General features: G+C 72.3%; 24 protein-coding genes, 1 other RNA gene and 1 pseudogene. 18 read left to right on the top strand and 8 right to left on the bottom strand.

Features of this window, described 5'->3' with window-relative positions:
• Window positions 1-66 precede the first annotated feature (66 nt).
• From ACQ9ZG_RS11630 to ACQ9ZG_RS11620, 3 genes are all read left to right on the top strand, one after another.
• Entirely contained in the window at window positions 67-1,317 is a 1,251-nt protein-coding gene (locus ACQ9ZG_RS11630) for a serine/threonine-protein kinase (protein ID WP_499280430.1), read from the top strand.
• Window positions 1,318-1,410: 93 nt separating this feature from the next.
• A complete protein-coding gene (prfB, locus tag ACQ9ZG_RS11625; protein ID WP_026237614.1) occupies window positions 1,411-2,517 on the top strand; it encodes a peptide chain release factor 2 in 1,107 nt (368 codons plus the stop codon).
• Between the two features lie 377 nt (window positions 2,518-2,894).
• Window positions 2,895-3,893, top strand: coding sequence for an LPXTG cell wall anchor domain-containing protein (locus ACQ9ZG_RS11620; RefSeq protein ID WP_109914430.1), 999 nt, complete (start codon window positions 2,895-2,897; stop codon window positions 3,891-3,893).
• A gap of 207 nt (window positions 3,894-4,100) precedes the next feature.
• Here ACQ9ZG_RS11620 and ACQ9ZG_RS11615 read toward each other — a convergent pair whose 3' ends face one another.
• Window positions 4,101-4,301: a hypothetical protein gene (locus ACQ9ZG_RS11615; protein ID WP_028418327.1), complete on the bottom strand. Its 201-nt coding sequence runs from the start codon at window positions 4,299-4,301 to the stop codon at window positions 4,101-4,103.
• Between the two features lie 258 nt (window positions 4,302-4,559).
• Between ACQ9ZG_RS11615 and ftsE the strand changes: the two genes are divergently transcribed.
• From ftsE to ssrA, 5 genes are all read left to right on the top strand, one after another.
• The gene (ftsE, locus tag ACQ9ZG_RS11610; protein ID WP_018488554.1) at window positions 4,560-5,249 is read left to right on the top strand and encodes a cell division ATP-binding protein FtsE; all 690 of its coding nucleotides are present in this window, start codon (window positions 4,560-4,562) and stop codon (window positions 5,247-5,249) included.
• 57 nt (window positions 5,250-5,306) lie between these two features.
• Window positions 5,307-6,227 (top strand): permease-like cell division protein FtsX, encoded by a 921-nt coding sequence (gene ftsX / locus ACQ9ZG_RS11605; RefSeq protein WP_018488555.1) that lies wholly within the window; start codon window positions 5,307-5,309, stop codon window positions 6,225-6,227.
• 69 nt (window positions 6,228-6,296) lie between these two features.
• A complete protein-coding gene (locus tag ACQ9ZG_RS11600) occupies window positions 6,297-7,484 on the top strand; it encodes a S41 family peptidase (RefSeq protein WP_109914431.1) in 1,188 nt (395 codons plus the stop codon).
• 18 nt (window positions 7,485-7,502) lie between these two features.
• A complete protein-coding gene (gene smpB / locus ACQ9ZG_RS11595; RefSeq protein ID WP_026237616.1) occupies window positions 7,503-7,991 on the top strand; it encodes an SsrA-binding protein SmpB in 489 nt (162 codons plus the stop codon).
• Between the two features lie 153 nt (window positions 7,992-8,144).
• Window positions 8,145-8,531, top strand: a transfer-messenger RNA (tmRNA) gene (ssrA, locus tag ACQ9ZG_RS11590).
• A gap of 75 nt (window positions 8,532-8,606) precedes the next feature.
• Here the strand turns inward: ssrA and ACQ9ZG_RS11585 are convergent.
• The 4 genes from ACQ9ZG_RS11585 to ACQ9ZG_RS11570 form a co-directional block, all read right to left on the bottom strand.
• Window positions 8,607-9,482 (bottom strand): hypothetical protein, encoded by an 876-nt coding sequence (locus ACQ9ZG_RS11585; RefSeq protein ID WP_258311969.1) that lies wholly within the window; start codon window positions 9,480-9,482, stop codon window positions 8,607-8,609.
• 90 nt (window positions 9,483-9,572) lie between these two features.
• A complete protein-coding gene (locus ACQ9ZG_RS11580) occupies window positions 9,573-9,779 on the bottom strand; it encodes a DUF397 domain-containing protein (RefSeq protein ID WP_109914432.1) in 207 nt (68 codons plus the stop codon).
• A gap of 31 nt (window positions 9,780-9,810) precedes the next feature.
• Window positions 9,811-10,011, bottom strand: coding sequence for a DUF397 domain-containing protein (locus ACQ9ZG_RS11575; protein ID WP_109914433.1), 201 nt, complete (start codon window positions 10,009-10,011; stop codon window positions 9,811-9,813).
• Window positions 10,008-10,877 (bottom strand): helix-turn-helix domain-containing protein, encoded by an 870-nt coding sequence (locus ACQ9ZG_RS11570; protein WP_109914434.1) that lies wholly within the window; start codon window positions 10,875-10,877, stop codon window positions 10,008-10,010. Before ACQ9ZG_RS11570 ends, ACQ9ZG_RS11575 begins: the two co-directional genes overlap by 4 nt.
• Before the next feature lie 226 nt (window positions 10,878-11,103).
• Between ACQ9ZG_RS11570 and ACQ9ZG_RS11565 the strand changes: the two are divergent.
• The 3 genes and pseudogenes from ACQ9ZG_RS11565 to ACQ9ZG_RS11555 all read left to right on the top strand — a co-directional run.
• Window positions 11,104-11,478, top strand: a pseudogene (locus tag ACQ9ZG_RS11565) (ATP-binding protein); the annotation flags it as partial.
• Window positions 11,479-11,542: 64 nt separating this feature from the next.
• Window positions 11,543-11,749 (top strand): hypothetical protein, encoded by a 207-nt coding sequence (locus ACQ9ZG_RS11560; RefSeq protein WP_028418331.1) that lies wholly within the window; start codon window positions 11,543-11,545, stop codon window positions 11,747-11,749.
• A 56-nt stretch (window positions 11,750-11,805) separates the two neighbouring features.
• The gene (locus ACQ9ZG_RS11555; RefSeq protein ID WP_018488563.1) at window positions 11,806-12,018 is read left to right on the top strand and encodes a hypothetical protein; all 213 of its coding nucleotides are present in this window, start codon (window positions 11,806-11,808) and stop codon (window positions 12,016-12,018) included.
• Window positions 12,019-12,034: 16 nt separating this feature from the next.
• Here the strand turns inward: ACQ9ZG_RS11555 and ACQ9ZG_RS11550 are convergent, their stop codons facing one another.
• Both ACQ9ZG_RS11550 and ACQ9ZG_RS11545 read right to left on the bottom strand, forming a co-directional pair.
• Complete coding sequence (locus ACQ9ZG_RS11550) at window positions 12,035-14,029, bottom strand: ABC transporter ATP-binding protein (protein ID WP_499280428.1); 1,995 nt, start codon at window positions 14,027-14,029, stop codon at window positions 12,035-12,037.
• The gene (locus ACQ9ZG_RS11545) at window positions 14,026-15,747 is read right to left on the bottom strand and encodes an ABC transporter transmembrane domain-containing protein (RefSeq protein ID WP_499280426.1); all 1,722 of its coding nucleotides are present in this window, start codon (window positions 15,745-15,747) and stop codon (window positions 14,026-14,028) included. Before ACQ9ZG_RS11545 ends, ACQ9ZG_RS11550 begins: the two co-directional genes overlap by 4 nt.
• Before the next feature lie 55 nt (window positions 15,748-15,802).
• Here ACQ9ZG_RS11545 and ACQ9ZG_RS11540 point away from each other — a divergent pair, with 55 nt between their 5' ends.
• From ACQ9ZG_RS11540 to ACQ9ZG_RS11515, 6 genes are all read left to right on the top strand, one after another.
• A complete protein-coding gene (locus ACQ9ZG_RS11540; protein WP_258312383.1) occupies window positions 15,803-16,708 on the top strand; it encodes a helix-turn-helix domain-containing protein in 906 nt (301 codons plus the stop codon).
• Window positions 16,709-16,858: 150 nt separating this feature from the next.
• Entirely contained in the window at window positions 16,859-17,902 is a 1,044-nt protein-coding gene (locus tag ACQ9ZG_RS11535; RefSeq protein WP_109917168.1) for an ABC transporter substrate-binding protein, read from the top strand.
• Window positions 17,899-18,780, top strand: a complete 882-nt coding sequence (locus ACQ9ZG_RS11530; protein ID WP_109917167.1) for a siderophore-interacting protein — start codon at window positions 17,899-17,901, stop codon at window positions 18,778-18,780. The genes ACQ9ZG_RS11535 and ACQ9ZG_RS11530 overlap by 4 nt, the downstream gene beginning before the upstream one ends.
• A 158-nt stretch (window positions 18,781-18,938) precedes the next feature.
• On the top strand, window positions 18,939-20,015 hold the full coding sequence (locus tag ACQ9ZG_RS11525) for a FecCD family ABC transporter permease (protein ID WP_499280424.1): 1,077 nt from the start codon (window positions 18,939-18,941) through the stop codon (window positions 20,013-20,015).
• Window positions 20,012-21,103 (top strand): FecCD family ABC transporter permease, encoded by a 1,092-nt coding sequence (locus tag ACQ9ZG_RS11520; protein WP_499280423.1) that lies wholly within the window; start codon window positions 20,012-20,014, stop codon window positions 21,101-21,103. The genes ACQ9ZG_RS11525 and ACQ9ZG_RS11520 overlap by 4 nt, the downstream gene beginning before the upstream one ends.
• Before the next feature lie 26 nt (window positions 21,104-21,129).
• A complete protein-coding gene (locus ACQ9ZG_RS11515; RefSeq protein WP_146225376.1) occupies window positions 21,130-21,999 on the top strand; it encodes an ABC transporter ATP-binding protein in 870 nt (289 codons plus the stop codon).
• On the opposite strand, the gene ACQ9ZG_RS11510 is transcribed toward ACQ9ZG_RS11515, so the two are convergent.
• Window positions 21,944-23,320, bottom strand: coding sequence for an MFS transporter (locus tag ACQ9ZG_RS11510; protein ID WP_499280422.1), 1,377 nt, complete (start codon window positions 23,318-23,320; stop codon window positions 21,944-21,946). The genes ACQ9ZG_RS11515 and ACQ9ZG_RS11510 overlap by 56 nt on opposite strands.
• 102 nt (window positions 23,321-23,422) lie before the next feature.
• Here ACQ9ZG_RS11510 and ACQ9ZG_RS11505 point away from each other — a divergent pair, with 102 nt between their 5' ends.
• Window positions 23,423-24,391 (top strand): LysR family transcriptional regulator, encoded by a 969-nt coding sequence (locus tag ACQ9ZG_RS11505; protein ID WP_165273629.1) that lies wholly within the window; start codon window positions 23,423-23,425, stop codon window positions 24,389-24,391.
• Window positions 24,392-24,787 lie beyond the last annotated feature (396 nt).

Here is a 24,787-nt window from a genome sequence, read left to right as displayed (position 1 = left end):
CATCACCCCCGGCGCCGCGTAACTTTGTCGACCGGGGGTCCACCGCCAGCCGCTGAGGGAGCAGTCTTGGCACGGAATATCGGCAGCCGGTACACGGCCCACCAGATCCTGGGGCGCGGCAGCGCCGGCACGGTGTGGCTCGGCGAGGGCCCCGAGGGGCCGGTCGCCATCAAGCTGCTCCGTGAGGACCTCGCGTCCGACCAGGAGCTGGTGGGGCGGTTCGTGCAGGAGCGCACCGCCCTGCTCGGGCTCGACCACCCCAACGTGGTCGCCGTCCGGGACCTCGTGGTGGACGGCAACGACCTCGCCCTGGTCATGACCCTCGTACGCGGCACCGACCTGCGCACCCGCCTGGACCGCGAACGCCGCCTCGCCCCCGAGGCCGCCGTCGCGATCATCGCGGACGTCGCCGACGGCCTGGCCGCCGCCCACAAGGCCCAGATCGTCCACCGGGACGTCAAGCCGGAGAACATCCTCCTCGACATGGAGGGGCCCCTCGGCCCCGGCGGCTCCCACCCGGCCCTGCTCACCGACTTCGGTGTCGCCAAGCTCATCGACACCCCGCGCCGCACCAAGGCCACCAAGATCATCGGTACGCCTGACTATCTGGCCCCCGAGATCGTCGAGGGCCTCCCGCCGCGCGCCGCCGTGGACATCTACGCGCTCGCGACCGTGCTGTACGAGCTGCTCGCCGGGTTCACCCCCTTCGGCGGCGGCCACCCCGGCGCGGTCCTGCGCCGCCATGTCACCGAGACCGTCGTCCCGCTCCCCGGCATCCCCGAGGAGCTCTGGCGGCTCCTCGTCCAGTGCCTGGCCAAGGCCCCCGCCTCCCGGCTGCGCGCCTCCGAGCTGGCCGCCCGCCTCCGCGACCTGCTCCCGCTCCTGGCCGGTATCCCGCCGCTGGACGTGGACGAGCCCGGCGGCGACGGGGCGGAGCAGCAGCCGGCCGCGTACGACGAGCAGCAGTACACCCCCTCCGCCGAGGAGCCCCGCCGCCGCGGCGCGGTCCCCCTGGTGCCCGGCTCCGCACCGGACTCCAACCGGGACACCCACACGAGCATGCGCGTCCCCGCCCCCGACGAACTGGCCGGCGGTCCCCTCGGCACCGCCCGCGCCCCGCGCGCCCCCGGGAAGCCGCGCCCCGGCTCCGCCCGTAACAAGGCGGCGGCCGTCCGCAAGCGCCGGATCACCCTGGGCGCCGCGGCCGTCCTGCTCTGCGGGGCCGTGGCGGTCGGCGGCTGGCTGGCGGCGGGCGGTGGCGACGGGGACCCGGCGGGCCCCCAGGACAGCGAGAACTCGGCCCCGGCGACCCCGTAGGAGCCCGCCGCGGGGCCGGTGGGGACCGCCCGCGGAGCGCGGGGGTCCCCGGGGGAGGGCAAGCTTCTTCCGCCATGCCGTTACGCTGGACCCGTGGCAGTCGTCGATATTTCCGAAGAGCTGAAGTCCCTCTCCTCGACCATGGGGTCGATCGAGGCCGTCCTGGACCTGGATGCGCTGAGGGCGGACATCGCCGCGCTCGAGGAGCAGGCAGCGGCACCGTCTCTGTGGGACGACCCGGAGGCGGCCCAGAAGATCACCAGCAAGCTTTCGCACCTCCAGGCCGAGGTCCGCAAGGCCGAGGCCCTGCGCGGTCGCATCGACGACCTCGCGGTCCTCTTCGAGCTGGCCGAGGACGAGGGCGACGCCGACACGCTGGCCGAGGCCGAGGCCGAGCTGGAGTCGGTGAAGAAGGCGCTGGACGAGATGGAGGTGCGCACCCTCCTGTCCGGCGAGTACGACGCCCGCGAGGCGCTCGTCACCATCCGCGCCGAGGCCGGTGGCGTCGACGCCGCCGACTTCGCGGAGAAGCTCCAGCGCATGTACCTCCGCTGGGCCGAGCAGCACAGCTACAAGACCGAGGTCTACGAGACGGCCTACGCCGAAGAGGCCGGCATCAAGTCGACCACCTTCGCCGTCCAGGTCCCGTACGCCTACGGCACGCTCTCCGTCGAGCAGGGCACCCACCGCCTGGTCCGGATCTCGCCCTTCGACAACCAGGGCCGCCGCCAGACGTCCTTCGCGGGCGTCGAGGTGCTCCCGGTCGTCGAGCAGACCGACCACATCGAGATCGACGAGTCCGAGCTGCGCGTCGACGTGTACCGCTCCTCGGGCCCCGGCGGACAGGGCGTCAACACGACGGACTCCGCGGTCCGTCTCACCCACCTGCCCACCGGCATCGTCGTCTCCTGCCAGAACGAGCGCTCGCAGATCCAGAACAAGGCGTCCGCGATGAACGTCCTCCAGGCCAAGCTCCTCGAGCGCCGCCGTCAGGAGGAGCAGGCCAAGATGAACGCGCTCAAGGGCGACGGCGGCAACTCCTGGGGCAACCAGATGCGTTCGTACGTCCTCCACCCGTACCAGATGGTCAAGGACCTGCGTACGGAGTTCGAGATGGGCAACCCCGAGGCGGTCTTCAACGGCGAGATCGACGGTTTCGTCGAGGCCGGTATCCGCTGGCGCAAGCAGCGCGAGAAGTAGCCTCCGCCGTACGAAGGCCGGGCCCGGACAGGGAACTGTCCGGGCCCTTCCGCGTTCGGGGAGGGCCGGGGCGAGCCGAGGGGAAGGCGAGTTGGGGGGAACCTGTGCCCGATGCGTCACAGTCGGGCTGCCGAATACCCGTCAAGAACCCTCATATGGGTGGGTACTGCACGGAACGGCCTTGACTGAATCCTCAACTCTGGTCAGGGTGCTGGAGCAGCATGCGTATGTCTGGGACGGGTGTGAACCGGGGGCCGGCGGGGGTGACCACGACATGACGTGGCCTCAGCCGAAAGCGACGAGCGATTCCCCGAGGGCTGCCGTGGCCCGCATATGGCTGCTCCACTGACGAGATCGGCTACTGGGGGTAGCAACAGATGACGAAGAAGACGCGCGTTCGCGTCGCGCGGATAGCCGCTGGTGCGGTTATCGCGGCAGGTGCCTCGCTGACCGTCGCGGGTGCGGCGCAGGCGGTCGGTATCGGCGTCGACACCGGACTCGGCGACTCGGGCCTCAGCGCCGAGGTGTCGATCCAGAACGAGGAGGACAACCCGGCCGGCGGCGTCGACCAGGGTGGTGCCTCTGAGGGTGGCGAGCAGCAGGGCGGTGCTTCCGAGGGCAACCAGGGTGGTGCCTCTGAGGGTGGCGAGCAGCAGGGCGGCGCTTCCGAGGGCAACCAGGGTGGTGCCTCTGAGGGTGGCGAGCAGCAGGGCGGCGCTTCCGAAGGTAACCAGGGCGGCGCTTCCGAGGGCAACCAGGGTGGCGCTTCCGAGGGTGGCGAGCAGCAGGGCGGCGCTTCCGAAGGTAACCAGGGCGGTGCTTCCGAGGGCAACCAGGGTGGTGCCTCTGAGGGTGGCGAGCAGCAGGGCGGCGCTTCCGAGGGCAACCAGGGTGGCGCTTCCGAGGGTGGCGAGCAGCAGGGCGGCGCTTCCGAGGGCAACCAGGGTGGCGCTTCCGAGGGTGGCGAGCAGCAGGGCGGCGCCTCCGAGGGCAACCAGGGTGGTGCCTCCGAGGGTGGCAACCAGGGTGGCCAGCAGGGCGGCGCCTCCGAGGGCGGCAACGGCAACAACGGTGGCAACACCGGTGCCAGCGGCACCAACGGCAGCACCGGTAGCACCGGCACCAACGGCGGCACCGCCACCGGTGGCGACGACGCCTGCACCGTCGACTCCGGTGTCGTCGAGTGCGAGGACCGGACGGACACCGACAGCGTCGGCAACCAGCCGGTCGAGCAGAGCACGGGCAAGGAAGAACTGGCCGAGACCGGTGCGGCCGAGACCACCTTCCTGGTCATCGGCGCCGCGACGATGATCGCCGGCGGCATCGGCTTCCGCATCCTGCCGCGTCTGGTCGGCGGCGGCCGCACGGTCGCCTAGGGCCCGCTGAGGACCGGGTACGGAGGGCGCACCTGCCCCCTCCGTACCCGCTCCGGCGCCGCACGGCACAGCGAAGGGCCCGGAAGGCCGTAGAAGCCTTCCGGGCCCTTCTGTGCGTTCCGGCGCGCGTCGGTCTCTCCGGCGGCCGTACGCGGACGTTCCGAGGCGTCCCTCAGGGGGTTGTGCGCCCCCGGGGGCGGGCGGAGGTCAGGCGGTCTGATGGGCCAGCAGCGCCAGGCCCGCGAGCAGCACGACCATCAGCGCGATCAGCATGGCCGGATTCAGCCCGGCCAGCGGGCTCTGGCCCTGCTCCTCCAGCATCTGCTGCCGCACGGCACGGCAGACGCGGCAGCGCCCCTCGCTGACGGGGGCCGCGCAGTTCGCGCACACCAGTCGGTCATAGGTCATGCGCATTCCTCCTCCCGCGCGGCGGAGCTTGTCGACCGCTCTCTCCGTACAACGCTCCGGGAAACACAACCGTTCCCCCCACCACTGTGCCAGCTCCCGCCGCTTTCGGCGCGGCCCGCCGGACAAGGGACGGTCCGACCCGATGCGTTCCGTACGGCGATCCGCCATAAATCGCCCATTGCCGGACGCCGCCTGCACGCGTGAGCCCGGTTCGCGTATGGTCACGCTCACCTACTCCCGGCCGACCGTGGTGCATCCGTGATCCGATTCGACAACGTCTCCAAGACCTACCCGAAGCAGAACCGACCGGCTCTGCGCGATGTCTCGCTGGACATCGAGAAGGGTGAGTTCGTCTTCCTGGTGGGCTCCTCCGGCTCCGGCAAGTCGACCTTCATGCGGCTCATCCTGCGCGAGGAGCGCGCCAGCACGGGCATGGTCCATGTGCTCGGCAAGGACCTCGCGCGGCTGTCCAACTGGAAGGTGCCGCAGATGCGCCGCCAGCTGGGGACGGTCTTCCAGGACTTCCGCCTGCTCCCCAACAAGACCGTCGCGCAGAACGTGGCCTTCGCGCAGGAGGTCATCGGCAAGCCGCGCGGCGAGATCCGCAAGGCCGTGCCCCAGGTGCTCGACCTCGTCGGCCTCGGCGGCAAGGAGGAGCGGATGCCCGGTGAGCTGTCCGGTGGTGAGCAGCAGCGCGTGGCCATCGCGCGGGCCTTCGTCAACCGCCCGATGCTGCTGATCGCGGACGAGCCGACCGGCAACCTCGACCCCCAGACCTCCGTCGGGATCATGAAGCTGCTGGACCGGATCAACCGGACCGGCACCACCGTGATCATGGCGACCCACGACCAGAACATCGTCGACCAGATGCGCAAGCGCGTCATCGAGCTCGAACAGGGCCGTCTCGTACGCGACCAGGCACGCGGCGTCTACGGCTACCAGCACTGACCGAGGGGCCCGCGGGCCCCTCGCGCACTTCGAGCATCGAGTCACTGAAAGGACGCCATGCGCGCCCAGTTCGTCCTGTCGGAGATCGGCGTCGGTCTCCGTCGCAACCTCACGATGACCTTCGCCGTCGTGGTCTCCGTCGCCCTCTCGCTCGCCCTGTTCGGGGGCGCGCTGCTGATGCGCGAACAGGTCAGCACGATGAAGGACTACTGGTACGACAAGGTCAACGTCTCGATCTTCCTCTGCAACAAGAACGACGCCAAGGACATGCCCAAGTGCGCGAAGGGCGCGGTCACGGCGGAGCAGAAGGCCCAGATCAAGGCCGACCTGGAGAAGATGGAGGCGGTGCAGAAGCCGGTCCACTTCGAGACCGTCGACGAGGCGTACAAGCACTACCAGGAGCAGTTCGGCGACTCCCCGATGGCGGGCAACATCACGCCCGACCAGATGCAGGAGTCGTTCCGCGTCAAACTGAAGGACCCGCAGAAGTACAAGGTCGTCGCGACGGCCTTCGCGGGCCGGGACGGGGTGCAGTCCGTCCAGGACCAGCGGTCCATCCTGGACAACCTCTTCGAGCTGATGAACGGCATGAACGTCGTCGCGATCTACGTGATGATCCTCATGCTCGTCATCGCGGTGATCCTCATCGTCAACACCGTGCGCGTCTCCGCGTTCAGCCGGAGACGTGAGACGGGGATCATGCGCCTGGTGGGCGCCTCCGGCTTCTACATCCAGGCCCCCTTCATCATGGAGGCCGCCGTCGCCGGTCTCATCGGCGGTCTGCTGGCCTGCGCGATGCTGCTGGGCGGCCGGTACTTCCTGATCGACGGCGGACTCGCCCTCCAGGAGAAGCTGAACCTGATCAACTTCATCGGCTGGGACGCGGTCCTCACCAAGCTCCCGCTGGTGCTCGCGATCGGTCTGCTGATGCCGGCCGTCGCGGCCCTCTTCGCGCTCCGCAAGTACCTGAAGGTATGACATACGCCTCCCCGGGGCGCATGGGCGATCACCCGTGCGCCCCGGGGGGCTTGTCCTAGACTCGGCGCCATGTCGGGTTGTTCGCAACGCTTCCGGCCCCGCGGCCTCTGCCGCGGGGCGGCCCTGACATTGGTCTTCGGGTGTGTCCTCGCCACGGGCGCGGCGACCGGTTCGCTGCCCCAGGACCCCGACCCCCTGCCCGAACTCCCGGCCCGTACGGTCGCCTCCAGCCGCGCACCGGTGGACCGGGCGGAGATCGAGGACGCGGCGGCACGGGCCGAGGCGGACGGGAAGTCCGTGAAGGAGGCGGCCGGGGAGGTCGTCAGCCGGAGCGGTGACCGGTGGGGCGCGGTCTACGACGAGCGGGAGTACGAGGAGTTCGAGCAGGCCCTCGACGGCTCGTACCTGGGCGTCGGCCTCTCCGCCCGCCGCACCGAGGGCGGAGGCGTCGCCGTCTCCCGCGTCCAGCCCGGCGGGCCCGCCGACCGGGCCGGGATCCGCGAGGGCGACCTGCTCCGCACGGTCGACGGCCGCCGCATGGACCGCAGGCCCGTCCCCGAGGTCGTCGCGTTACTGCGCGGTGACGGTACGGGAGCCGGGGAAGGGACCCCCGTCGTCCTCGGTCTCGTACGGGACGGAAAACCCTCCACACGGACGCTGAAACGGGCCCGGCTGACCCCCGAGGCGGTCACCGTGAGCCGTCTGGGCACCGGCCCCTCGGCGGCCTATCTCCTCAAGGTCGCCGCGTTCACCAAGGGCAGCGGCCGGCAGGTCAGGGACGCGGTCCGCGAGGCCCCCGAGGACGCCGGCATACTCCTGGACCTCCGTGCCAACTCCGGGGGCCTGGTCACCGAGGCCGTCACCGCCGCCTCCGCCTTCCTGGACGGCGGCCTGGTCGCCACCTACGACGTACGCGGCGAGGAGCAGGCCCTCTACGCCGACCCCGGCGGCGACACCGAGCGCCCGGTGGTGGTCCTCGTCGACGGCGGCACGATGAGCGCCGCCGAACTGCTCACCGGCGCCCTCCAGGACCGGGGCCGGGCCGTCACCGTCGGTTCCCGCACCTTCGGCAAGGGCTCGGTGCAGATGCCCAGCGAGCTGGCGGACGGCGCGGTGGCCGAGCTGACCGTGGGCCACTACCGCACCCCGGCCGGCCGCACCGTCGAGGGCACGGGCATCACCCCCGACCTGGTGGCCCCCGATCGGGCCCAGCAGCGGGCCGAGACGGTATTGAGTGGCCTCGGGGGTGGGTCGTAGTGCGAAAATGACCGCACTATGGCGAAGGAAAAAGACACCGGGCGCAAGATGATCGCGCAGAACAAGAAGGCGCGGCACGACTACACCATCCTCGACACCTACGAGTGCGGCCTCGTGCTCATGGGCACCGAGGTGAAGTCCCTGCGCATGGGACGGGCCTCCCTGGTCGACGGGTTCGTCCAGATCGACGACCACGAGGCGTGGCTCCACAACATCCACGTCCCCGAGTACGTCCAGGGCACCTGGACCAACCACGCGGCCAAGCGCAAGCGCAAGCTGCTCCTCCACCGGGCCGAGATCGACAAGCTGGAGTCCAAGTCCTCGGAGACCGGCCACACCATCGTGCCGCTCGCCCTGTACTTCAAGGACGGCCGAGTGAAGGTGGAGATCGCGCTCGCCAAGGGCAAGAAGGAGTACGACAAGCGCCAGACCCTCCGCGAGAAGCAGGACACCCGCGAGACCAACCGCGCCATCGCGGCCGCCCGCCGCCGGCAGCGCAGCGCCTGAGCAGCCCTGTCCGGGCCCGCCCAGGCGTGCATCCGGGTCCGCCCAGACCCGCCCCGGGCCCGCCCGGGAGGAATACGCTGGCATCGTCCCGCGTTGGTCACGTACGATGGGCCGTGCACCTCACCGAAGGTGCGCGTTTTGAAAAATCAACATGGGGATGATCGGTTTCGACAGCGGATGTCGAAGCAGGGGAAGCGAGTCGAGGAAGCGGCAATGATCTCGTAAACCATATGTCGCAAACAATAATCGCCAATTCCAAGCGCGATTCCTCCGCCTTCGCCCTCGCTGCCTAATTAGCAGCTAGCGAAGACTCTGCGGAGTGTCAGCCCGGGGGTGATCCCGACCCGGATCCTGGCATCAACTAGGGATCTAAACTTCTCGGCCCGGCCACGGGGCCGAGGAGGAAATCAAACAGTGGCTGGGCCTGTCGGAGGCTTGTTCGCGTGACCTCCGGGGCCGAGAAAAGCGTAGCGAACTGCACTCGGAGAAGCCCTGGTTCCGCACCGTTGGACGCGGGTTCGATTCCCGCCATCTCCACAATTCCCATGTAGGCCGCTGCCCCGTGAGTTCGCTCACGGGGCAGCGGCTTTTCTCATGCTCTCCGGCTCCGGGCGTTCACCACTCGCGCCAGTCGTCGACCTCCATGACGAGCGACGGGTGTCCGGCGACATGCGCCAGCTCTTCGAGCACGAAGCAGATGCACTCGCGCTCCTCCGTCTCGATGACCCAGCCCGCCGCCTGGTCGGCCGTGTTGAACCACAGCACCAGCGACTTCAGCACCTTCCGCACGGCGGGCTTCCGGGGCTTCGGTCCCAGGTCCCGCAGCTCCCGGCAGGCCTGGTGCACCCGCCGCGCGGCCGCCCGCCGGAACGCGGCCGGGGGAAACGGCGGCGACGGCGTCCACCGCTCGAACGGGGTCTCCGCCAGAAGCTGCTCCCACGTGAGCGCCGCCAGCCGCGCCGCGTACCGCTCCTTCTCCGCCTCCGCCGCGAGCCGCCGCCGCTCCTCCACCGCCTCCTGCTCCCGCAGCAGCGCCTCCCGGTCGTGCGCCCACCGCCACTCGCCCTCCACGTCGGCATCGGCCAGGGCGAGCGTGGAGAACGACGTGCCGACGCTCCGGGGGGAGAGGTAGGGGGCGGCCAGCTTCGTCTGCTCGGCGGTGAGCGGGGCGGTCCCCAGCGCGGTGAGATCACTCAGCCCGGTCGTGTCCTCCACCCCGCACGCGAACACCGCCGGCCTCCCCGTGTGCGCGAACCGCCGGCGCCGCAGCACCCGGTGTTCCCGTACCTCCGCCGACGTGGGCAGCCGGTCCCACACCCCGTCGAACACCGCCACGACGATCACCTCCGGCGCCCGCCCGACCACCGCGAGAGCGCCGAAGCGTCCGGTCCCGGGCGGGGAGTCGGGGTGGAGCGGCGACGTACGGAACGCGAATATCGCGCCGGGGTCGACGTCGAGCGGGTTCTTCGGGCTTCTCTTCGCTGCGGCCATCGGCTCACCCTAAGGGCCGCCTATGACAAGGGCCGGGCCGCACGGATCTGCGCTCCGTGCGGCCCGGCCCGGTCAGGGGGCGGGGTCGGTTCAGCTCCCGTACGCCTCGCCCTTCACACCGTCGGTGAAGGCGGTCCACTGGGTGGGGCCGAAGTGGAGGCGGGGGCCGTGCTGGTTCTTGCTGTCGCGGACTGCCCGGCCGCCGTCGGAGAGGGGGGCCACCTCCACGCACGCGTCCAACTGTCCACTTGCGGTGGCTTTGGCGAACGGGCCGACTACGACGGGGATGTTGGGCATGGTGACTCCCTCGGGTCTGATCGCGGGTAGGTCAGACGCCAGTCTTCACGCTGTCAGTGAAGGCGGTCCACTGGGCGGGGCCGAAGTGGAGGCGCGGGCCGTGCTGGTTCTTGCTGTCGCGGACTGCCCGGCCGCCGTCGGAGAGAGGGGCCACCTCCACGCAGTTGTCCTGCTGGCCGCTGGCAGTGGCCTTGACGAACGGGCCGACGACGGTGGGGGTGGCGGTGGTCATGATGGGTTCCTCTTGTCTCGTTCTCGGCGCATCAGATCCATGATGTCGGTGATGCGCGTCAGTGAATCTGCCGGGCTCAGCGCGCTGGCCCGGAGGTTGTCGAACGCGTCGGAGAACGCGTTGAGCTGTCCGGTCTGGTCCATGAACAGCGTCCCGGTCAGGTTCGCCACGCAGGCGATGCTGGGGTCTGCCGGGAAGTCGAAGAGTACGAAGGGACTTTGGACGCCCGCGTGCGCACCCGCCTCGAACGGCAGCACCTGCAACGTGATGTTGCTCCGCTCGGTGAGGCGCACCAAGTGGTTGAGCTGGTCCAGCATCACCGCATAGCCGCCGACCACTTGGCGCAGCGCGCCCTCCGTCACGATCGCCCAGATCTTCGGGGGATTTTCGCTTTCCAGGATCGACTGGCGCTCCATTCGCACCGTGATCAGCGAGTCCACATGGCCGGGCGGCAGCACCGCCGGGCCCGCCGTGATGATGTGGCGCGTGTAGTCCGGCGTCTGCATCAGGCCCGGCACGATCATGCCCTCGAACGTCCGGATCCCGGCCGCCGAGCCCTCCAGCGCGATGAAGTCCCGGTACTCGCGCGGCAGCGCGTCCTCGTAAGCGATCCACCAGCCACGGGACTTGGCGTCCTTCGCCGCCTCCACGAACGCGGTGATCTGCTTCTCGTCGGTGACGTCGTAGAGCGCGAGCAGGGCCTTCAGGTCGGTGCGCGAGACGCGGACGTCGCCGCTCTCTATCCGGCTCATCTTCGACTGGGAGAAGCCGAGTTCGGTGCCGACCGCCTCAGCCGTCAGGTTGGCCTTGCGGCGCAGTTGCCGCAGGTCCGAACCGAGTCGGCGGCTCCTGATCGTCTGGCCCATCACGCTCCTCGAATGTGTCGGTGGACAGTCTGCCCGCTGCTCCGGCGGGAGCGCCAGCAAGTAGATATGCATACATGCGAAAGGGTAGTTGCAGAACGGGAGTATGCAGCGCTACGGTGTTCCCGTCGGTCACGCAATGTCATTCCATGATGGCGAAGCGTGGCAACGCCCGTGGTGTGGTCGGTGATTTCGCCGGTCCGCGCCACATGCCGAGAGGTGAACTCTGGTGGACAGCGAAGAGCCGACCTTTACCTTTCCCGCCGCCGAGGGGTCCGTCCGGGCGGCCAGAAAATCCGTGCGAGGGGTGATGGAGGGCTGGGGGATCGGCGGCGAGCTGTCGGAGACCGCCGAGCTTCTCGTCAGTGAACTCGTCACCAACGCCGTGCTGCACGCCGCGGGCAGCCCCTCCTGCCGTGTGACGTGTACGCGGACCGCAAGTGCCTTCACCGTCACTGTCGTCGACCACGGAAGTGGCCTCCCGGCCGTACGGGACGCGGGGCCGGGGGCCACCTCGGGGCGCGGGCTGCTCCTGGTGGAGAGCCTCGCCGACGACTGGGGCGTACGCGTCCTGCCCCGCGGCAAGGCCACGTACTTCGTCCTCTCCGTGCCGCCGTCACCGGACGGTGTTCCGTCGGCCGGAGGCCCCCGCGCTCTGGAGGAGCCGCGTGACAGACAGGTCCGAGCCGACGCCGGGCACCACCCCGGGGCTCCGGGTGCCGCTGGTGCGGGGCGAGCCGGCGGCGTACGTCCTGCTCTTCGGCCCGCACGGGGAGCGGCGCGAGGCCCTGACCACCGCACAGCTCATGTCACTGGTCGTGGACGCCGCCGGAGAGCTGGGGTTCGTACTCTCGGCGCCCCCGCGCGACGCATGACCCGTCAGTTCCCTTACTCCGCGCTCCACTTAGCCGCGACGAAAGGCTGATCCCCCATGTACTACCAGCGACCCGCCCAGGATGCCGCGCTCGTCGAGGGCAACCTCGCCGCCAAGGACCTCGCCGAGGCACTCCGGTCGGCGGGCTTCTCCCTGCCCTCCCTCTACGGCGACTTCCCCACCATCACCGACGGGGCCCTGGTCCACCTCGGCGGCGCCTCCGCCGAGGTCGTCCGTGAACTGGCCGCATGGATCCGCGAACGCGTCTGACCGCGTCGGCCCCGATTCACCGTTCGCGGGTCCAGCTCGCCCAGAGGCGGGCGTACGGTCCGCCCGCCCCCGCCAGCTCCGCATGGGTGCCCAGCTCCACGATCCGGCCCGCGTCCATGACCACGACCCGGTCCGCGCGGGCCGCCTGGCCGAGGCGGTGGGCGATCACCAGGCCCGTACGTCCGGTGAGGGCGGCCGTCGCCGCGTGTTCCAGGAGGTCCGCGTCGGCCGTGCCCGCCTCCGCCGTCGCCTCGTCCAGCAGGGCCACCGCCGGGGCCGCCAGGGCGAGCCGGAGCAGGGCGAGGTGCTGAGCCCGGGCGGCGGTGAGGGGTTCACCGGCCGCGCCGACACGGGTGTCCAGGCCGTGGGCGAGCGCGTCCAGCCAGGCCGTGGCGCCGAGGCGGTCGGCCGCGGCCCGGATCCCGGCGTCCGTGGCCCCCGGGGCGAAGAGGCGCAGGTCCTCCGCGACCGTGCCGTCGAAGACATGGACCTCCTGGCTCACCAGGACGGCCCGGCGGCGGAGTTCGGCCGTGGGGATGTGGTCCAGCGGGGTGCCGTCCAGGAGGACCCGGCCCGTGTCGGGGACCAGGACCCCGGCCGCGATCTTGGCGAGCGTCGTCTTGCCCGCGCCGCTCGCCCCGACCACCGCCACCGTCTCGCCCGGCTCCACGGTGAGCGTCACCCCGTGGAGCGTACGGCGGCCGGGAGCGTAGCCGTACGAGACGTTCTCCAGGGCGAGCCGGCCGGGGAGGATGGGTTGTCCGGCCGGGGTGGGGTGTCCGGCACGGGCCGGGTCTCCGGCCGGGGTGATCGTTCCCCGTGGTTCCGGCCCGGTCTCCGCCTTCGCCTCCGGTGCCGGTGCCGGGAGCGTGAGCACCCCCACCAGTCGGGCCAGCCCCGCCGCCGCGTTCTGGAGTTCGTCCACGTTGGAGAGCAGGACGCCGATGGGGCCGAAGAGCTGGTGGAAGTAGAGCGCCGCCGCCGTGGCCGCGCCCAGCGTCACCGCCCCGGCGCCCACCAGGTGGTAGCCCACGGCCAGGACGGCGGCCAGGCCGATGAACTCCGCGAGGTTGAGGAGCCCGTAGAACGTGGTGCGCAGCCGTACCGCCCGCAGTTCGTGGCCGATCGCCCGCTCCGACGTGGCGGCGACGGCGGCCCGGTGCCGGGGCTGGTCGCGCAGGGCGGTGACGGTGTCGGCCCCCGCCAGCGTCTCGATGAGCTGCTGTCCGCGTGCCGCCTCCGCCTCGCGCACGGACCGGTAGACCGGGCCCGAGCGGGCCAGGAAGCGGCGCAGCGCCAGGTACTGCACCGGGGTCGCCAGCAGCACCGCGAGCGCGAAGCGGGGGTCGATCACGCCGATGCCGACCAGCGTCAGGGCGATGGTGAACAGGGCGCCCACGAAGGCCGGGAGCACCCGCCCGATCACCGTGTTGACCGCTTCCGCGTCCCCGGCGACCCGGGACACCAGGTCCCCGCTGCCCGCCCGCTCCAGGACGGCGGACGGCTGGGCCACCGCTGTGGCGAACACGTCCTCGCGCAGCCCCGCCAGGGTGTGCTGAGCGGTACGGGCCAGCAGCAACTGGCCCCACCAGCCCAGCCCGACGCCCGCCGCCGTCGCCGCGACGATCCCCCCGGCGGGAGTCAGCAGCGCGGACCAGGGGCGGCCGTCCGCCACCGCGTCGACCATCGTGCCGAGCAGGGCCGGTACGGCGAGGGCCGAGGCGGTCGCCGCCAGCAGGACCAGGACCGTCGCGGCCAGGCGCAGGCGGTGGCGGGTGAGCAGGCGGAGGGTGGTGCGGGCGGTCTCGCGCGGTGTGGCGGTGGGGAGTCGGGCGCCGGCAGCGGCGGGGTCGCTCTCTGTGCTGACGGTCGTCTCTGCACTCGGGCCCGCGTCTGGTTCTGTTCCCGTGCCCGCGTCCGTGCCTGCCCCCGCGTGCGTGCCTGCCCCCGCGTGCGTGCCTGCGCCTGCTCCCGCGCCCGCGTCTGCGCCTGTTCCCGTGGTCGTCGTCATCGTGCGGCCTCCGTGGTGACGGTCTCCGCCGTCAGGTCGTACACCCGGTCGCAGGCGCCGAGCAGGGTCGGGCTGGTGGTGACCAGGACGATCGCCCGGGCCTCCTCGCCGTGCGGGTTCCGGGCGGCTCCCCGCAGGTTCCGGGCGATCCGGTCCTCGGTCACCGTGTCCACCGACGTCGTCGGTTCGTGCAGGACCAGCACGGGCTGGGGCTGGTGCAACGCCCTTGCCAGCAGCAGGCGTTGGCGCTGTCCACCGGAGAGGAAGCGGCCCTGCTCGCCCACTGGGGAGTCGAGCCCGTCCTGGAGGTGGGTGAGCACGTCGTCCAGGCCGGAGGCGGTGACCGCCGCCGCGCGCACGGTCTCCGTGACCAGGTTCTCCGCGACCGTGCCGGTGAAGACGGCCGCGCCGTGCGGGGGCGCGTGGACCGTCCGGCGTACGTCGTCGGGGGAGAGGCCGTACGCGTCCCGGCCCGCCACCGTGTACTGCCCCGGTGCAGGTTCCCGGCGGCAGGCGGCCAGGGCCGTCACCTCCTCGGCCACCGCCCCGCAGGCCCGTACGCCGATCAGCTCGCCGGGGCGGGCGGTGACGGTCACCGAACCGTGGCGCATCGCGAACAGGGCTTCAAGGGAGGCGGCTTGGGAATCCTGGGGGTGTTCCCGCACCGCGTACGGCTCCGCCAGCAGCTCTGCCAGCCGGTGTGCCGAGCCCCGCTTCGCGGCCACCGAGGCACCGAAGAAGCCCAGCGTCTGCATCGGGCCCGCCACCACCTGGGCCAGCCCCACCGCCGTGACGAACTCGCCCACGGTGATGCGCCCTTCGAGCGCGTGCCAGGCGGCCAGCAGGGCGATTCCGGCCAGGAACGCCCCGGATACCGCCGAGTTGAGCGCCGTGAGCCCGGCCAGCGCGTGGACCCGGCGCAACGCGGCCCGCATCGAACTCCGGCTCGCCTCCCGGTAGCGCCGCGCCGCCGCCCCCTCCGCGCCGAACCCCTTGAGCGCCCGGAACCCGGCCGTGAAGTCGGTGGCCAGGGCGCCCGCGCGGGCCGCCTCGCGCTGTTCGGCGTAGGCCCGGCGCTCCAGCGGGCCGCTCAGCAGGTGCAGCACGACCGGTTGGGCCGCCGTCGCGGCGAGGACCACGGCGGCCAGCTGCCAGGAGATGAGGAAGAGGGAGAGCGCGGCGGTGAGCAACCCGGCCAGGGCCGCGCCCTGTTCGGCGATCAGCCAGGAGACCCCGGAGACGTTGGAGGCGTCCGAGGTGGCGATGGTGAGCGCCTCGCCGGGCGGTCGCCGCCCCGCCAGGCCCGCCGGGTGCAGGACCCGGTCCGCCGCCAGCAGGCGCAGATCGTGCTCCCCGTACACGTACACCCCGGTCGTCAGGCGCGAGCCCGTACGCCAGCAGACGATCAGCACCGCGAACAGCCCGCCCAGCGCCGCCAGCAGGCCCACCAGGGCCCCCGGTTCGCCCCGGCCGATCGCGCGGTCGACGACCACGCCCAGCAGTACCGGGACGAGGGCCTCGGCCACCTGGTGGCCCGCGAACCCGGCCCCGGCCACCGCGAGCCGCCGCCCGCGCCCCGCCCCGAACGAACCCCGGCGCACCAGGGCGTCGGCGGACGGAGGCGCGGCGGACGGAGGCGCGGTGGGCGGAGGGGAAGGGGAGGGGGAGGAAGGGGGCGGGGAGTCGGCGGGCGAGGGGTCGGCGGGGGGAGCGATCACCGTTCCACGCTAGGAACGGACCGTCTCTGTTCACAAGCAGGTATCGTGACAGGCTATGCCGGTAAAGCGACAAGAAGACGTCCAGCAGAGCCACGCGCGGGACCGGGTGGCCGCGCCGCAGGGATCCGCCGTACGCCTCTGGGGTGCCCCGACCCTGGAGCGCGACGAGTGGACCGCGTCCGTGGCGACCGACGGGCCCAAGGTCGAGCCCCGCTGGCTGCTGACCACCGGCACCTTCGCCACCCCCGAGCCGACCGAGTGGGCCGAGACCGCGCACCAGGAGCACGAGCTGCTCTGGTCCACCACCGGCAACGTCACCGTCGAGGCCGCCGGGCATCTGTGGCTCGTGCCGCCGACCCTCGGGATCTGGCTGCCCGCCGGGATGCCGCACCGGGTCCGGGCGAGCGCGGGCGCCGTCACGTACGCCACCTTCCTCAGCCCGGAGCTGGTGACCGTCGCCTGGTCCACCGTCGTCGGCATCCCGATGAGCCGGCTCCTGCGCGAGCTGCTGCTCCACAACCAGAACGAGGAGATGGGCACCGACGAGCGGCTGCGCCTCCAGCAGGTGGGGGTGGACCTCATCCGGCCGGTCCGGGCCGCCTCGCTGGACATCCCGCTCCCCAAGACCCCGGAGCTGCTCACCATCGCGGAACGGATCATCGCCGACCCGGCCGACGACCGGACGACGGAGGAGTGGGCGCGGATGATCGGGCTCAGCGGGCGGACGCTGATGCGCTGGTTCCAGCGGGACACGGGGGTGAGTCTCACGCAGTGGCGCATTCTCGTCCGTGTGCGGTCGGCGCTGATCGACATCGCGGCCGGTAAGCCGGTCGTGGCCGTCTCGCGGCGGCTCGGCTATGCCAACCCCAGTACGTTCATCGATCTCTTCCGGCAGGTCACCGGCCATACGCCCGCCGCCTACTTCCGCTCGGTCAACGGGGTGCCCGAGGCCTCGCTCTGAGGGGCCCCTGGCGGGGGCGTGTCGTAAAACCGGGACAGGGTGTCGCCATACCCTCATGGGAACTGCGATAGCGTCCTTAGGTAAGCCTCCCCTAACCGGTCTGTTTCGGCCATGCATCGGCCGTCGGACAGGGGTCCCCGAAGGAGTCCCATGACCACCCGCCGCCCGTCCGCCCTGCCGCCGTCCCGGTCCCGCAGACGCCTCCTCGCCGCTCTCGCCCTGAGCGCCGCCGCCGTTCTGGGGGCCTCCTCCTGCTCCGCGAGCGGCGAGGGCGCGCAGGGCGGCGGCGGATCGGCGGGCAAGGGGGCCGCCACCCGTACGGTCACCGACATCGCGGGCAAGGTCGAGGTCCCCGCCGAGCCGAAGCGGATCGTCTCCGTCGACTTCTACTCGCCCGCCACCCTGGTCGACCTCGGGGTGAAGCCGGTCGGCGTCGTCGAAGGGTTCGACAGCGACGACCCCGACCTGAGGCCCAAGCGCTACCACGACGCGCTCAAGGACACCGCCACCATCGGGACGTACTACGAGCTGAACATCGAGGCCGTCGCCCAGCAGAACCCCGACCTGATCTTCGCCGAGACCCGCTTCCTCCGTAAGGGCGAGCTGAAGCGGCTCCAGGGCATCGCCCCCGTCGTCCAGCTCGACGCGGCGGGCGTCGGCGCCTGGAAGGACCGGACCCTGATGATCGGGGCGGCCGTCGGCAAGTCCGCCGAGATCGAGAAGCAGGCCGCCGTCTTCGAGAAGCGGGCAGACGAGCTGAAGAAGAAGTACGCGGACGTCCTGGAGAAGAACCGGATCGCCGTCTTCGCCTACGGCCAGGACCACTCCACCTGGGGCACCTACCCGGCCGGCCACTTCTACGTGCCGGTGTGGGACGCGGTCGGCGCCACGTTCCGGCCCTTCACCGAGGGCGAGCACAAGGGCGTCGAGGGCTCGGTCAGCGAGTGGCTCTCGCTGGAGCAGATCGGCAAGCTCGACAACGCCGACATCCTCCTCTACGCCTACGGGGCAGGGGACTTCGTCGACAAGACGCTCGCCAGGAACACCGTCTGGAAGAACCTCCCCGCCGTGAAGAACGGCATGGTCTTCCGCAACATCCCCGCCTCCGTCGTCTCCTCCTTCGAGTGGGGCACCGAGAGCCTGGACGCGCTGGACGGCGTCCTCGCCGAGATCAGTGAGAAGGCCAAGGCGTGACCACCTCCGCCCCTGTCGTCGCCGAGGTCGTCCGGGCGGTGCCCCTCTCGCCCGGCATGGTCCGCCTCACCCTCCACGGCGAGAGCCTGCGCGACTACCCCTCGACCCGGGTGGGCGACGAGTACGTACGCGTCCACTTCCCGCCGGAGGACGGCGAGTTGGTCCTCCCCGAGGTGGACGAGGACGGCGACTGGCACTACCCGGACGGGCAGTACCCGCACATCCAGCCCTACACCCTGCGCCGCTTCGACCCCGAAACCGCCGAGGTCGACATCGACTTCGTGCTCCACGGCCACGGCCGGGCCGGGAGCTGGGCGGCCCGGGCGGTCCCCGGCGACCGGCTGCTCTTCGGCGCGCCGCGCTCGCTGTACGAAGCGCCCGGCTCGGCCGCCCGCCAGGTCTTCGTCACCGACGCCACCGGACTCCCCGCCCTGGGAAGGCTGTTGGAGCAGCTCGACCCGGCCGCGCACGCCGTCGCCGTCGTCGAGATCGCCGACGCCTCCCACCGCATCGAGCTGACCGGTCCCGACCGGCTGGAGGTGCGCTGGGTGCCCGGTCGCGGCAACGGCGTGGCCCCCAGCGCCATCACCGAGATCCTGCGCGGCCTCGACCTCCCGCCCGACACCTACGTGTGGGTGGCCGGCGAGTCCGGCGAACTGCGCCACGCCCGCCGCCATCTGCGCCACGAGCGGAAGCTCCCGCCCGCCTGGTACGACGTCATCGGCTACTGGCGCCACCGGCAGGAGGAGTGGCTGGAGAAGTACGAGGCCGTCGACGCCGCCACCCTGGCCGAGCTGAACGCCCTCTGGGAGCGGACCGAGGACGAGGAACTGCGCCGGGACCTCTACGAAGCGGGACTGGAGAAGCTCGGGCTGTGACCACCGACCTGTACGAAGCGGGACTGGAGAAGCTCGGGCTGTGACCACCGACCTGTACGGAGCCGAACCGGGGTGGCTCGGCGCATGACCACCGACCTGTACGCGGCAGAGCCGGCGCGGCCCGGGCCGCCCGGAGCGGGACCGGGGTGGCTCGGGCCATGACCACCACCACCGTCGCCCCCGCGCCCCCGGTGCGGACCGGGGCGGCCGGGGCGGAGGCGCGCCCCGGGCTCGTCCGCAGCAACTCCGGGCGGACCCTCGGGCTCCTCCTCGCCCTCGCCGTCCTCGTCCTGGCCCTCGCCGCCTCCCTGGCCGTCGGCGCCCGGTCCGTCCCCCTCGCCGACGTGTGGCGGGCGCTGACCGCGTACGACGGGTCCGAACACGCCTTCATCGTGCGCGAACTCCGGCTGCCACGAGCCCTGCTGGGGCTGGCCGCCGGGGCGGCGCTCGGGGTCTCCGGGGCGCTGATCCAGGCGCTGACCCGCAACCCGCTGGCCGACCCGGGCATCCTCGGCGTCAACGCGGGCGCCGGGTTCGCCGTCACCCTCGGCGTCGGCTTCCTCGGCCTCTCCTCGATCGGGGCCTACCTCTGGCTCTCGTTCGCGGGGGCCGTCGTCGTCACCGCGCTCGTCTACGTCATCGGCTCGGCCGGGCGGGGCGGCGGAACGCCCGTCCGGCTGACGCTGGTCGGGGTCGCGCTCGGGGCCGTACTCGCCGGGATCTCCTCCGGGATCACGCTGCTCAACCCGGACGCGTTCGTCAAACTCGTGGGCTGGTCCGCCGGTTCGCTCGCGGGGCGCGACTGGCACATCCTGTTCACCGTCCTGCCCTTCATCGGCGCCGGGCTGCTGCTCGCCCTCCTGACCGCCCGCCCGCTCAACGCGGTGGCCCTCGGGGACGACCTCGCGCGGTCGCTGGGCGCGGACATCGCCCGCACCCGCCTCCTGGTGATCGTCGCGGTCACCCTGCTCGCCGGGTCCGCGACCGCCGCCGCCGGGCCGATCGGCTTCGTCGGGCTGATGGTCCCGCACGTGGCCCGCTGGTTCATCGGGCCCGACCAGCGCTGGATCATCCCGTACACCGCCGTCTGCTCGCCCCTGCTGCTGATCGCCGCCGACGTCATCGGCCGGGTGGTGCTCTCCCCGCAGGAACTCCAGGCGGGCATCGTCACCGCCTTCGTCGGGGCGCCCGTCCTGATCCTGCTCGTCCGCCGCAAGAAGGTGAGCGGCCTGTGAGCCCGACACCGACTCCCGTACCGGGCAAGGTCACCGACCGCACCGCCGTCGACTCCGGGCGGTCCGTCCTCGTCACGCGAGGCCGCCGCTGGTCGTTCCGGATCGACGTGCGCACGGCCGTCGGCTGTGCGGTGTTCCTCCTGCTCACCCTCGCCGTCGTGGTGGTGACCCTGGCCTACGGGACGTACGAGATCCCGCTCGCCGACGTCGTCCGCGCCCTGTTCGGCGAAGGCCCGGCGGCCACCCGCACGGTCGTCGTGGAGTGGCGGCTGCCCCGGGTGCTGCTCGCCGTGCTGCTCGGCGCGGCCCTCGCCGTCTCCGGGGCGATCTTCCAGTCCATCACCCGCAACCCGCTGGGCTCGCCCGACATCATCGGCTTCTCCTCCGGCTCGTACACCGGGGCCCTCGTGGTGATGCTGCTCACCGGCGGCGGCTACTACCAGGTGGCCGCCGGGTCGCTGGCCGGGGGCGTCCTCACCGCGTTCGTGGTCTTCGTGCTCGCCTACCGCCGGGGCGCCGCCCAGGGGTTCCGGCTGATCATCGTCGGGATCGCGGTCTCCGCCATGCTCGGGGCGTTCAACACCTGGCTGGTGCTCCGGGCGAGCATCGAGGAGGCCATGCTCTCGGCGGTCTGGGGCGCGGGCTCCCTCAACAGCCTCGGCTACGACCAGCTGTGGCCCGTCCTCGGTCTGCTCCTGCTGCTCGTCCCGCTCGCCGCCGCCTGCGGGCCGGCGCTGCGCACCCTGGAGCTGGGCGACGACGCGGCCGCCGCGCTCGGCACCCGGACGGAGGCGGTGCGGCTGGTCCCCCTGGTGCTCGGGGTCGCGCTGATCGCCCTGGTCACCGCCGCCGCCGGGCCGATCGCCTTCATCGCGCTGGCCGCCCCGCAGATCGCCCGCCGGATCACCCGGGGTCCCTCGGTCGCCCTGCTGCCCTCGGCGGTGCTCGGCGCGTTCCTGCTGGCCCTGGCCGATCTGGTGGGCCAGCGGCTGTTCGCCCCCGTCCAACTGCCCGTCGGCATCGTGACCGTGTCGATCGGCGGCCTGTACTTCATCTGGCTGCTCGTGCGGGAAGCCCGCCGGACATGAACCCCCTGACACCCGAGAGAGACCCCATGACCACCCGGCTCCCCGACGCCCCCACCGCAGCCGCAGCCGCAGCCGCGCCCGCCCAAGTGCGCTTGTACGCACAGGACATCACCATCGGCTACGACCGCCGCACCATCTCGGCGAACCTCTCCGTGGCGATCCCCGACGGCTCCTTCACCGTGATCGTCGGCCCCAACGCCTGCGGCAAGTCCACGCTCCTGCGCGGCCTCGCGAAGCTGCTGCGGCCCAGCACCGGCCAGGTGGTCCTGGACGGGCGCGCCATCACCTCGTACAAGGCGAAGGAAGTCGCCCGCACGCTCGGCCTGTTGCCGCAGACCTCGCTCGCCCCGGACGGCATCACCGTCGCCGACCTCGTCGCGCGAGGCCGCCATCCGCACCAGAAGCTCATCAAGCAGTGGTCGCGCGCGGACGAGGCGGCCGTCGTGCGGGCCCTGGCCGAGACCGGCACCACCGAACTCTCCGGCCGCCTCGTCGACGAGCTGTCCGGCGGGCAGCGCCAGCGGGTCTGGGTGGCGATGGTGCTGGCCCAGGAGACCCCGCTGCTGCTGCTCGACGAACCGACGACCTTCCTCGACATCGCCCACCAGATCGAGCTCCTGGAGCTGTTCCGGCGGCTCAACCGGGAGGGCCGCACGCTCGTCGCCGTCCTCCACGACCTCAACCAGGCGGCCCGGTACGGCACCCACGTCATCGCCATGAAGGACGGGGCGGTCGTGGCGGAGGGGCCCCCGGCCGAGCTGATCACCGAGGCCCTGGTGGAGGAGGTCTTCGCGCTGCCCTGCCGGGTCATCGAGGACCCCGTGGCGCACAGCCCGCTCGTCATCCCGCTGGGATCGGCCGCCGATGCCACCCGTACGCCCCCGCCGCCGCGATGACCAGGGCGAGGGCCGCCGCCCCCGTCGGGGCCGCGTAGCCGGAGACCGTACCGGCGTGCTCCACCAGCCAGCCGCCCGTCGCCGCGCCCGCCGCCACCCCGCCCAGCAGGGCCGTCACCGAGAGCGTCATGCCCTCGTTCAACTGGCCGGGGGGCGTGGAGCGTTGGACCAGCGTCATGCCCGTCACCATGGTGGGCGCCGTCGCCGCGCCCGCCAGCAGCAGGCAGAGCGCCAGGACGGGCAGCGAGGCCGTGGAGGCGGCGGCCAGCAGGGGCAGGGACATCAGGGCGGTCATGGCGGCCAGGCAGAGCAGCAGCCTGCGGCGCACGTTCCGGGCCGGGCGCAGGGAGCCGTAGAGCAGCCCCGCCGCGCATGAGCCTGCCGCCTGGAGCGCCAGGATCGCGCCCCCGGCATGGGCGATGGAGACCACCTCCAGCGCCCCGAACACCGCACCCGTCGCCAGGAAGACCGCCAGCAGCGCGGGCATCCCCGGGGTGCGGAGAGGTGAAGTGGTCCTGTGCGTACGGGGGTTGGGCGGCGGTTCCGTCGCGCGCTGGGCCGCGAAGATCAGCACCCCGGTCATCAGCAGGAACGCCCCCACCAGCGTCCCCGCCTCCGGGAACAGCGCCCCGCAGAGGGTGGCCGCGAGGACCGGGCCCAGCATGAAGCACAGCTCGTCCGCCGCCTGTTCGAAGGAGTTCGCGGTGTGCAGGGCCGCCGGGTCGCCCCGGTGGAGGTGCGCCCAGCGGGCCCGGGACATCCCGCCGGTGTTGGGGGTGGTCGCGGTGGCGGCGTACGCCACGAAGAGCGTCCAGGCCGGGGCCCCGTACCGGACGCAGAGCACCAGCGCGAGCGAGCCCAGCACGGCGAGCGCGGTCGCGGGCACGGCGATCCTGGCCTGGCCGTGGCGGTCCACCAGCCGGGCCGTGAAGGGGGCGACGACCGCCGTGGCGGCGAGGCCGGTCGCGGTGACGGCCCCGGCGAGCGCGTACGAGCCCCGGGACCCGGCGATCATGATCACCGCGCTGACGCTGAGCATCCCCATCGGGAGCCGGGCGATCAGGTTGCCCGCCGTGAAGGCGCGGGCGCCGGGGGTGGCGAGCAGCCGGAGGTAGGGGTTCCGGGGCGTCGGGCGCTCCCGTACCCGGACGGCCTGCTCCGGCGATGGGCGCGGGGCCGCCACCAGCTGGCCCCCGGCGACGGTCAGCAGCGGGGCGGAGGGCGTACGGGCGGGGGGCGCGGAGGCGGGGGACGTACGGGCGCGGAGGGCGGAGGCGGGGGACGTGCGGGCAGGGGGAGCGGGGGCGGGGGACTTCGGCATGGGACCAGGCTCGCCGTGCCCGGCCGTCCCGGTCCAACACCTTCTGGCGACCCATTCACGCACTGTTGTTGTCAATCGCCCGTCGCGTTGTAGATTCGCCGTGTGCCCGCCCCCGACACCGACCCCCGGCTCCTCCGCGCCTTCCTCGCCGTCGCCGGGGAGCTGCACTTCACCCGCGCCGCCGCTCGCCTCTTCGTCGCCCAGCAGGCGCTGAGCCGCGACATCCGGCGGCTGGAGCGCGAACTCGGCGCGGAGCTGTTCGTCCGCACCACCCGGCAGGTCTCCCTCACCCCGGACGGCGAGCGGCTGCTGCCGTACGCGCGCCGGGTGCTCGACGCGCACGCCGAACTCGCCGGGGCCTTCGGCGGCGGGTCCGCCCGGCCGCTGCTGGTCGACCTGAACACGGACGGGATGACCGCCGCCCGGGTGCTGGCGCGGGCCCGGGAGATCGCCCCGGAGTGCGAGCTGATGGCCCGGTTCGAGTCCGGGCTCACCTGGGCCGCCTCCGAGATCCTGGCCGGGCGGCTCGACGTCTCCTTCGGCCGGGCCGCCGGGCTGGCCCCCGGGGTGCGGGCCGGACTCTCCGTGCAGCCGGTGCGGTACGAGCCGATGGCCCTGATGCTGCCCACCGCCCACCCCCTCGCCGGACGCGCGGCCATCCCCCTGGCCGAACTGTCCGGGACGACCGTCTACGCGGGGGCGGGCAACGAGCGGACCCGGGAGTGGACCGAGCTGGCGGCGCTGCTCTTCGCCGCCTGGGGGATCGGCATGGCCCCGCCCGTGCCGCTCGCCGTGGGGGTGGCCGAATTCCAGCGGGTCATGGCGAAGGGCGGGCACCCCGTCCTCGCGGTGACGGACTTCCCGCCGCTGCCGGGGACCGTGCTGCGCCCGCTCGTCGACCCCGTTCCGCTGTCGCCCCTGACGATGGTCTGGCGCAAGGGCCTGCGGCACCCCGGCCTGGACGCCCTCCGCGCCGCCGCCGAGCGGCTGGGCAGGGAGGAAGGGTGGCTGGAGCGCCCTTCCGGCTCCTGGCTGCCCGAGGGGGACCTGTCCGTGATGCGCGGCCTCTAGGGGCGCTCTCCCTGGTGTCGGTCGCGCGGCCTCCAGGGTGCGCGCCTGGTCTGGGTCGCGCGGCCACCAGAGGTGCGCGCCTGGTGTCGGTCGAGCGCGGCCTCCAGAGGTGCGCCACCTGGCGTCGGGCGCTGGTCCGCATCCCGTATACCTTCGCCGCCCCGCGTCCGTCACCCCGAAAGCACAGGTCGGTTACGCACAGGTGTGGGGGAGGCGTGCCCCCGGCGGCCCATGACGTAACGGCCGGGAAATACGGGAGTACCGGTGCTGTCACGCAGGGTTGGCAGTCTCGGGCCTCCGCAGCCGCGCAGCCGCGCACCGCACACGAGTCAGCAGGACCCGCGATCGGGCACCCGGCCCCACCAGGACCACGGTCGCCGCACCAGCCAGCAGGAC

Source organism: Streptomyces araujoniae (assembly GCF_050871195.1).
Classification (GTDB): Bacteria; Actinomycetota; Actinomycetes; order Streptomycetales; family Streptomycetaceae; genus Streptomyces; species Streptomyces bacillaris.
This window is presented reverse-complemented; position numbering and strand designations above follow the sequence as displayed.

Coding starts and splice junctions, on each gene's coding strand:
- ACQ9ZG_RS11600 (WP_109914431.1), top strand. CDS start 6,297: ATGTCGGGTTGTTCGCAACGCTTCCGGCCCCGCGGCCTCTGCCGCGGG.
- ACQ9ZG_RS11620 (WP_109914430.1), top strand. CDS start 2,895: ATGACGAAGAAGACGCGCGTTCGCGTCGCGCGGATAGCCGCTGGTGCG.
- smpB (WP_026237616.1), top strand. CDS start 7,503: ATGGCGAAGGAAAAAGACACCGGGCGCAAGATGATCGCGCAGAACAAG.
- ACQ9ZG_RS11525 (WP_499280424.1), top strand. CDS start 18,939: ATGACCACCACCACCGTCGCCCCCGCGCCCCCGGTGCGGACCGGGGCG.
- ACQ9ZG_RS11585 (WP_258311969.1), bottom strand. CDS start 9,482: ATGGCCGCAGCGAAGAGAAGCCCGAAGAACCCGCTCGACGTCGACCCC.
- ACQ9ZG_RS11540 (WP_258312383.1), top strand. CDS start 15,803: ATGCCGGTAAAGCGACAAGAAGACGTCCAGCAGAGCCACGCGCGGGAC.
- ftsX (WP_018488555.1), top strand. CDS start 5,307: ATGCGCGCCCAGTTCGTCCTGTCGGAGATCGGCGTCGGTCTCCGTCGC.
- ACQ9ZG_RS11550 (WP_499280428.1), bottom strand. CDS start 14,029: ATGACGACGACCACGGGAACAGGCGCAGACGCGGGCGCGGGAGCAGGC.
- ACQ9ZG_RS11580 (WP_109914432.1), bottom strand. CDS start 9,779: ATGCCCAACATCCCCGTCGTAGTCGGCCCGTTCGCCAAAGCCACCGCA.
- ACQ9ZG_RS11515 (WP_146225376.1), top strand. CDS start 21,130: ATGACCACCCGGCTCCCCGACGCCCCCACCGCAGCCGCAGCCGCAGCC.
- ACQ9ZG_RS11535 (WP_109917168.1), top strand. CDS start 16,859: ATGACCACCCGCCGCCCGTCCGCCCTGCCGCCGTCCCGGTCCCGCAGA.
- ACQ9ZG_RS11555 (WP_018488563.1), top strand. CDS start 11,806: ATGTACTACCAGCGACCCGCCCAGGATGCCGCGCTCGTCGAGGGCAAC.
- ACQ9ZG_RS11575 (WP_109914433.1), bottom strand. CDS start 10,011: ATGACCACCGCCACCCCCACCGTCGTCGGCCCGTTCGTCAAGGCCACT.
- ACQ9ZG_RS11570 (WP_109914434.1), bottom strand. CDS start 10,877: ATGGGCCAGACGATCAGGAGCCGCCGACTCGGTTCGGACCTGCGGCAA.
- ACQ9ZG_RS11510 (WP_499280422.1), bottom strand. CDS start 23,320: ATGCCGAAGTCCCCCGCCCCCGCTCCCCCTGCCCGCACGTCCCCCGCC.
- ACQ9ZG_RS11615 (WP_028418327.1), bottom strand. CDS start 4,301: ATGACCTATGACCGACTGGTGTGCGCGAACTGCGCGGCCCCCGTCAGC.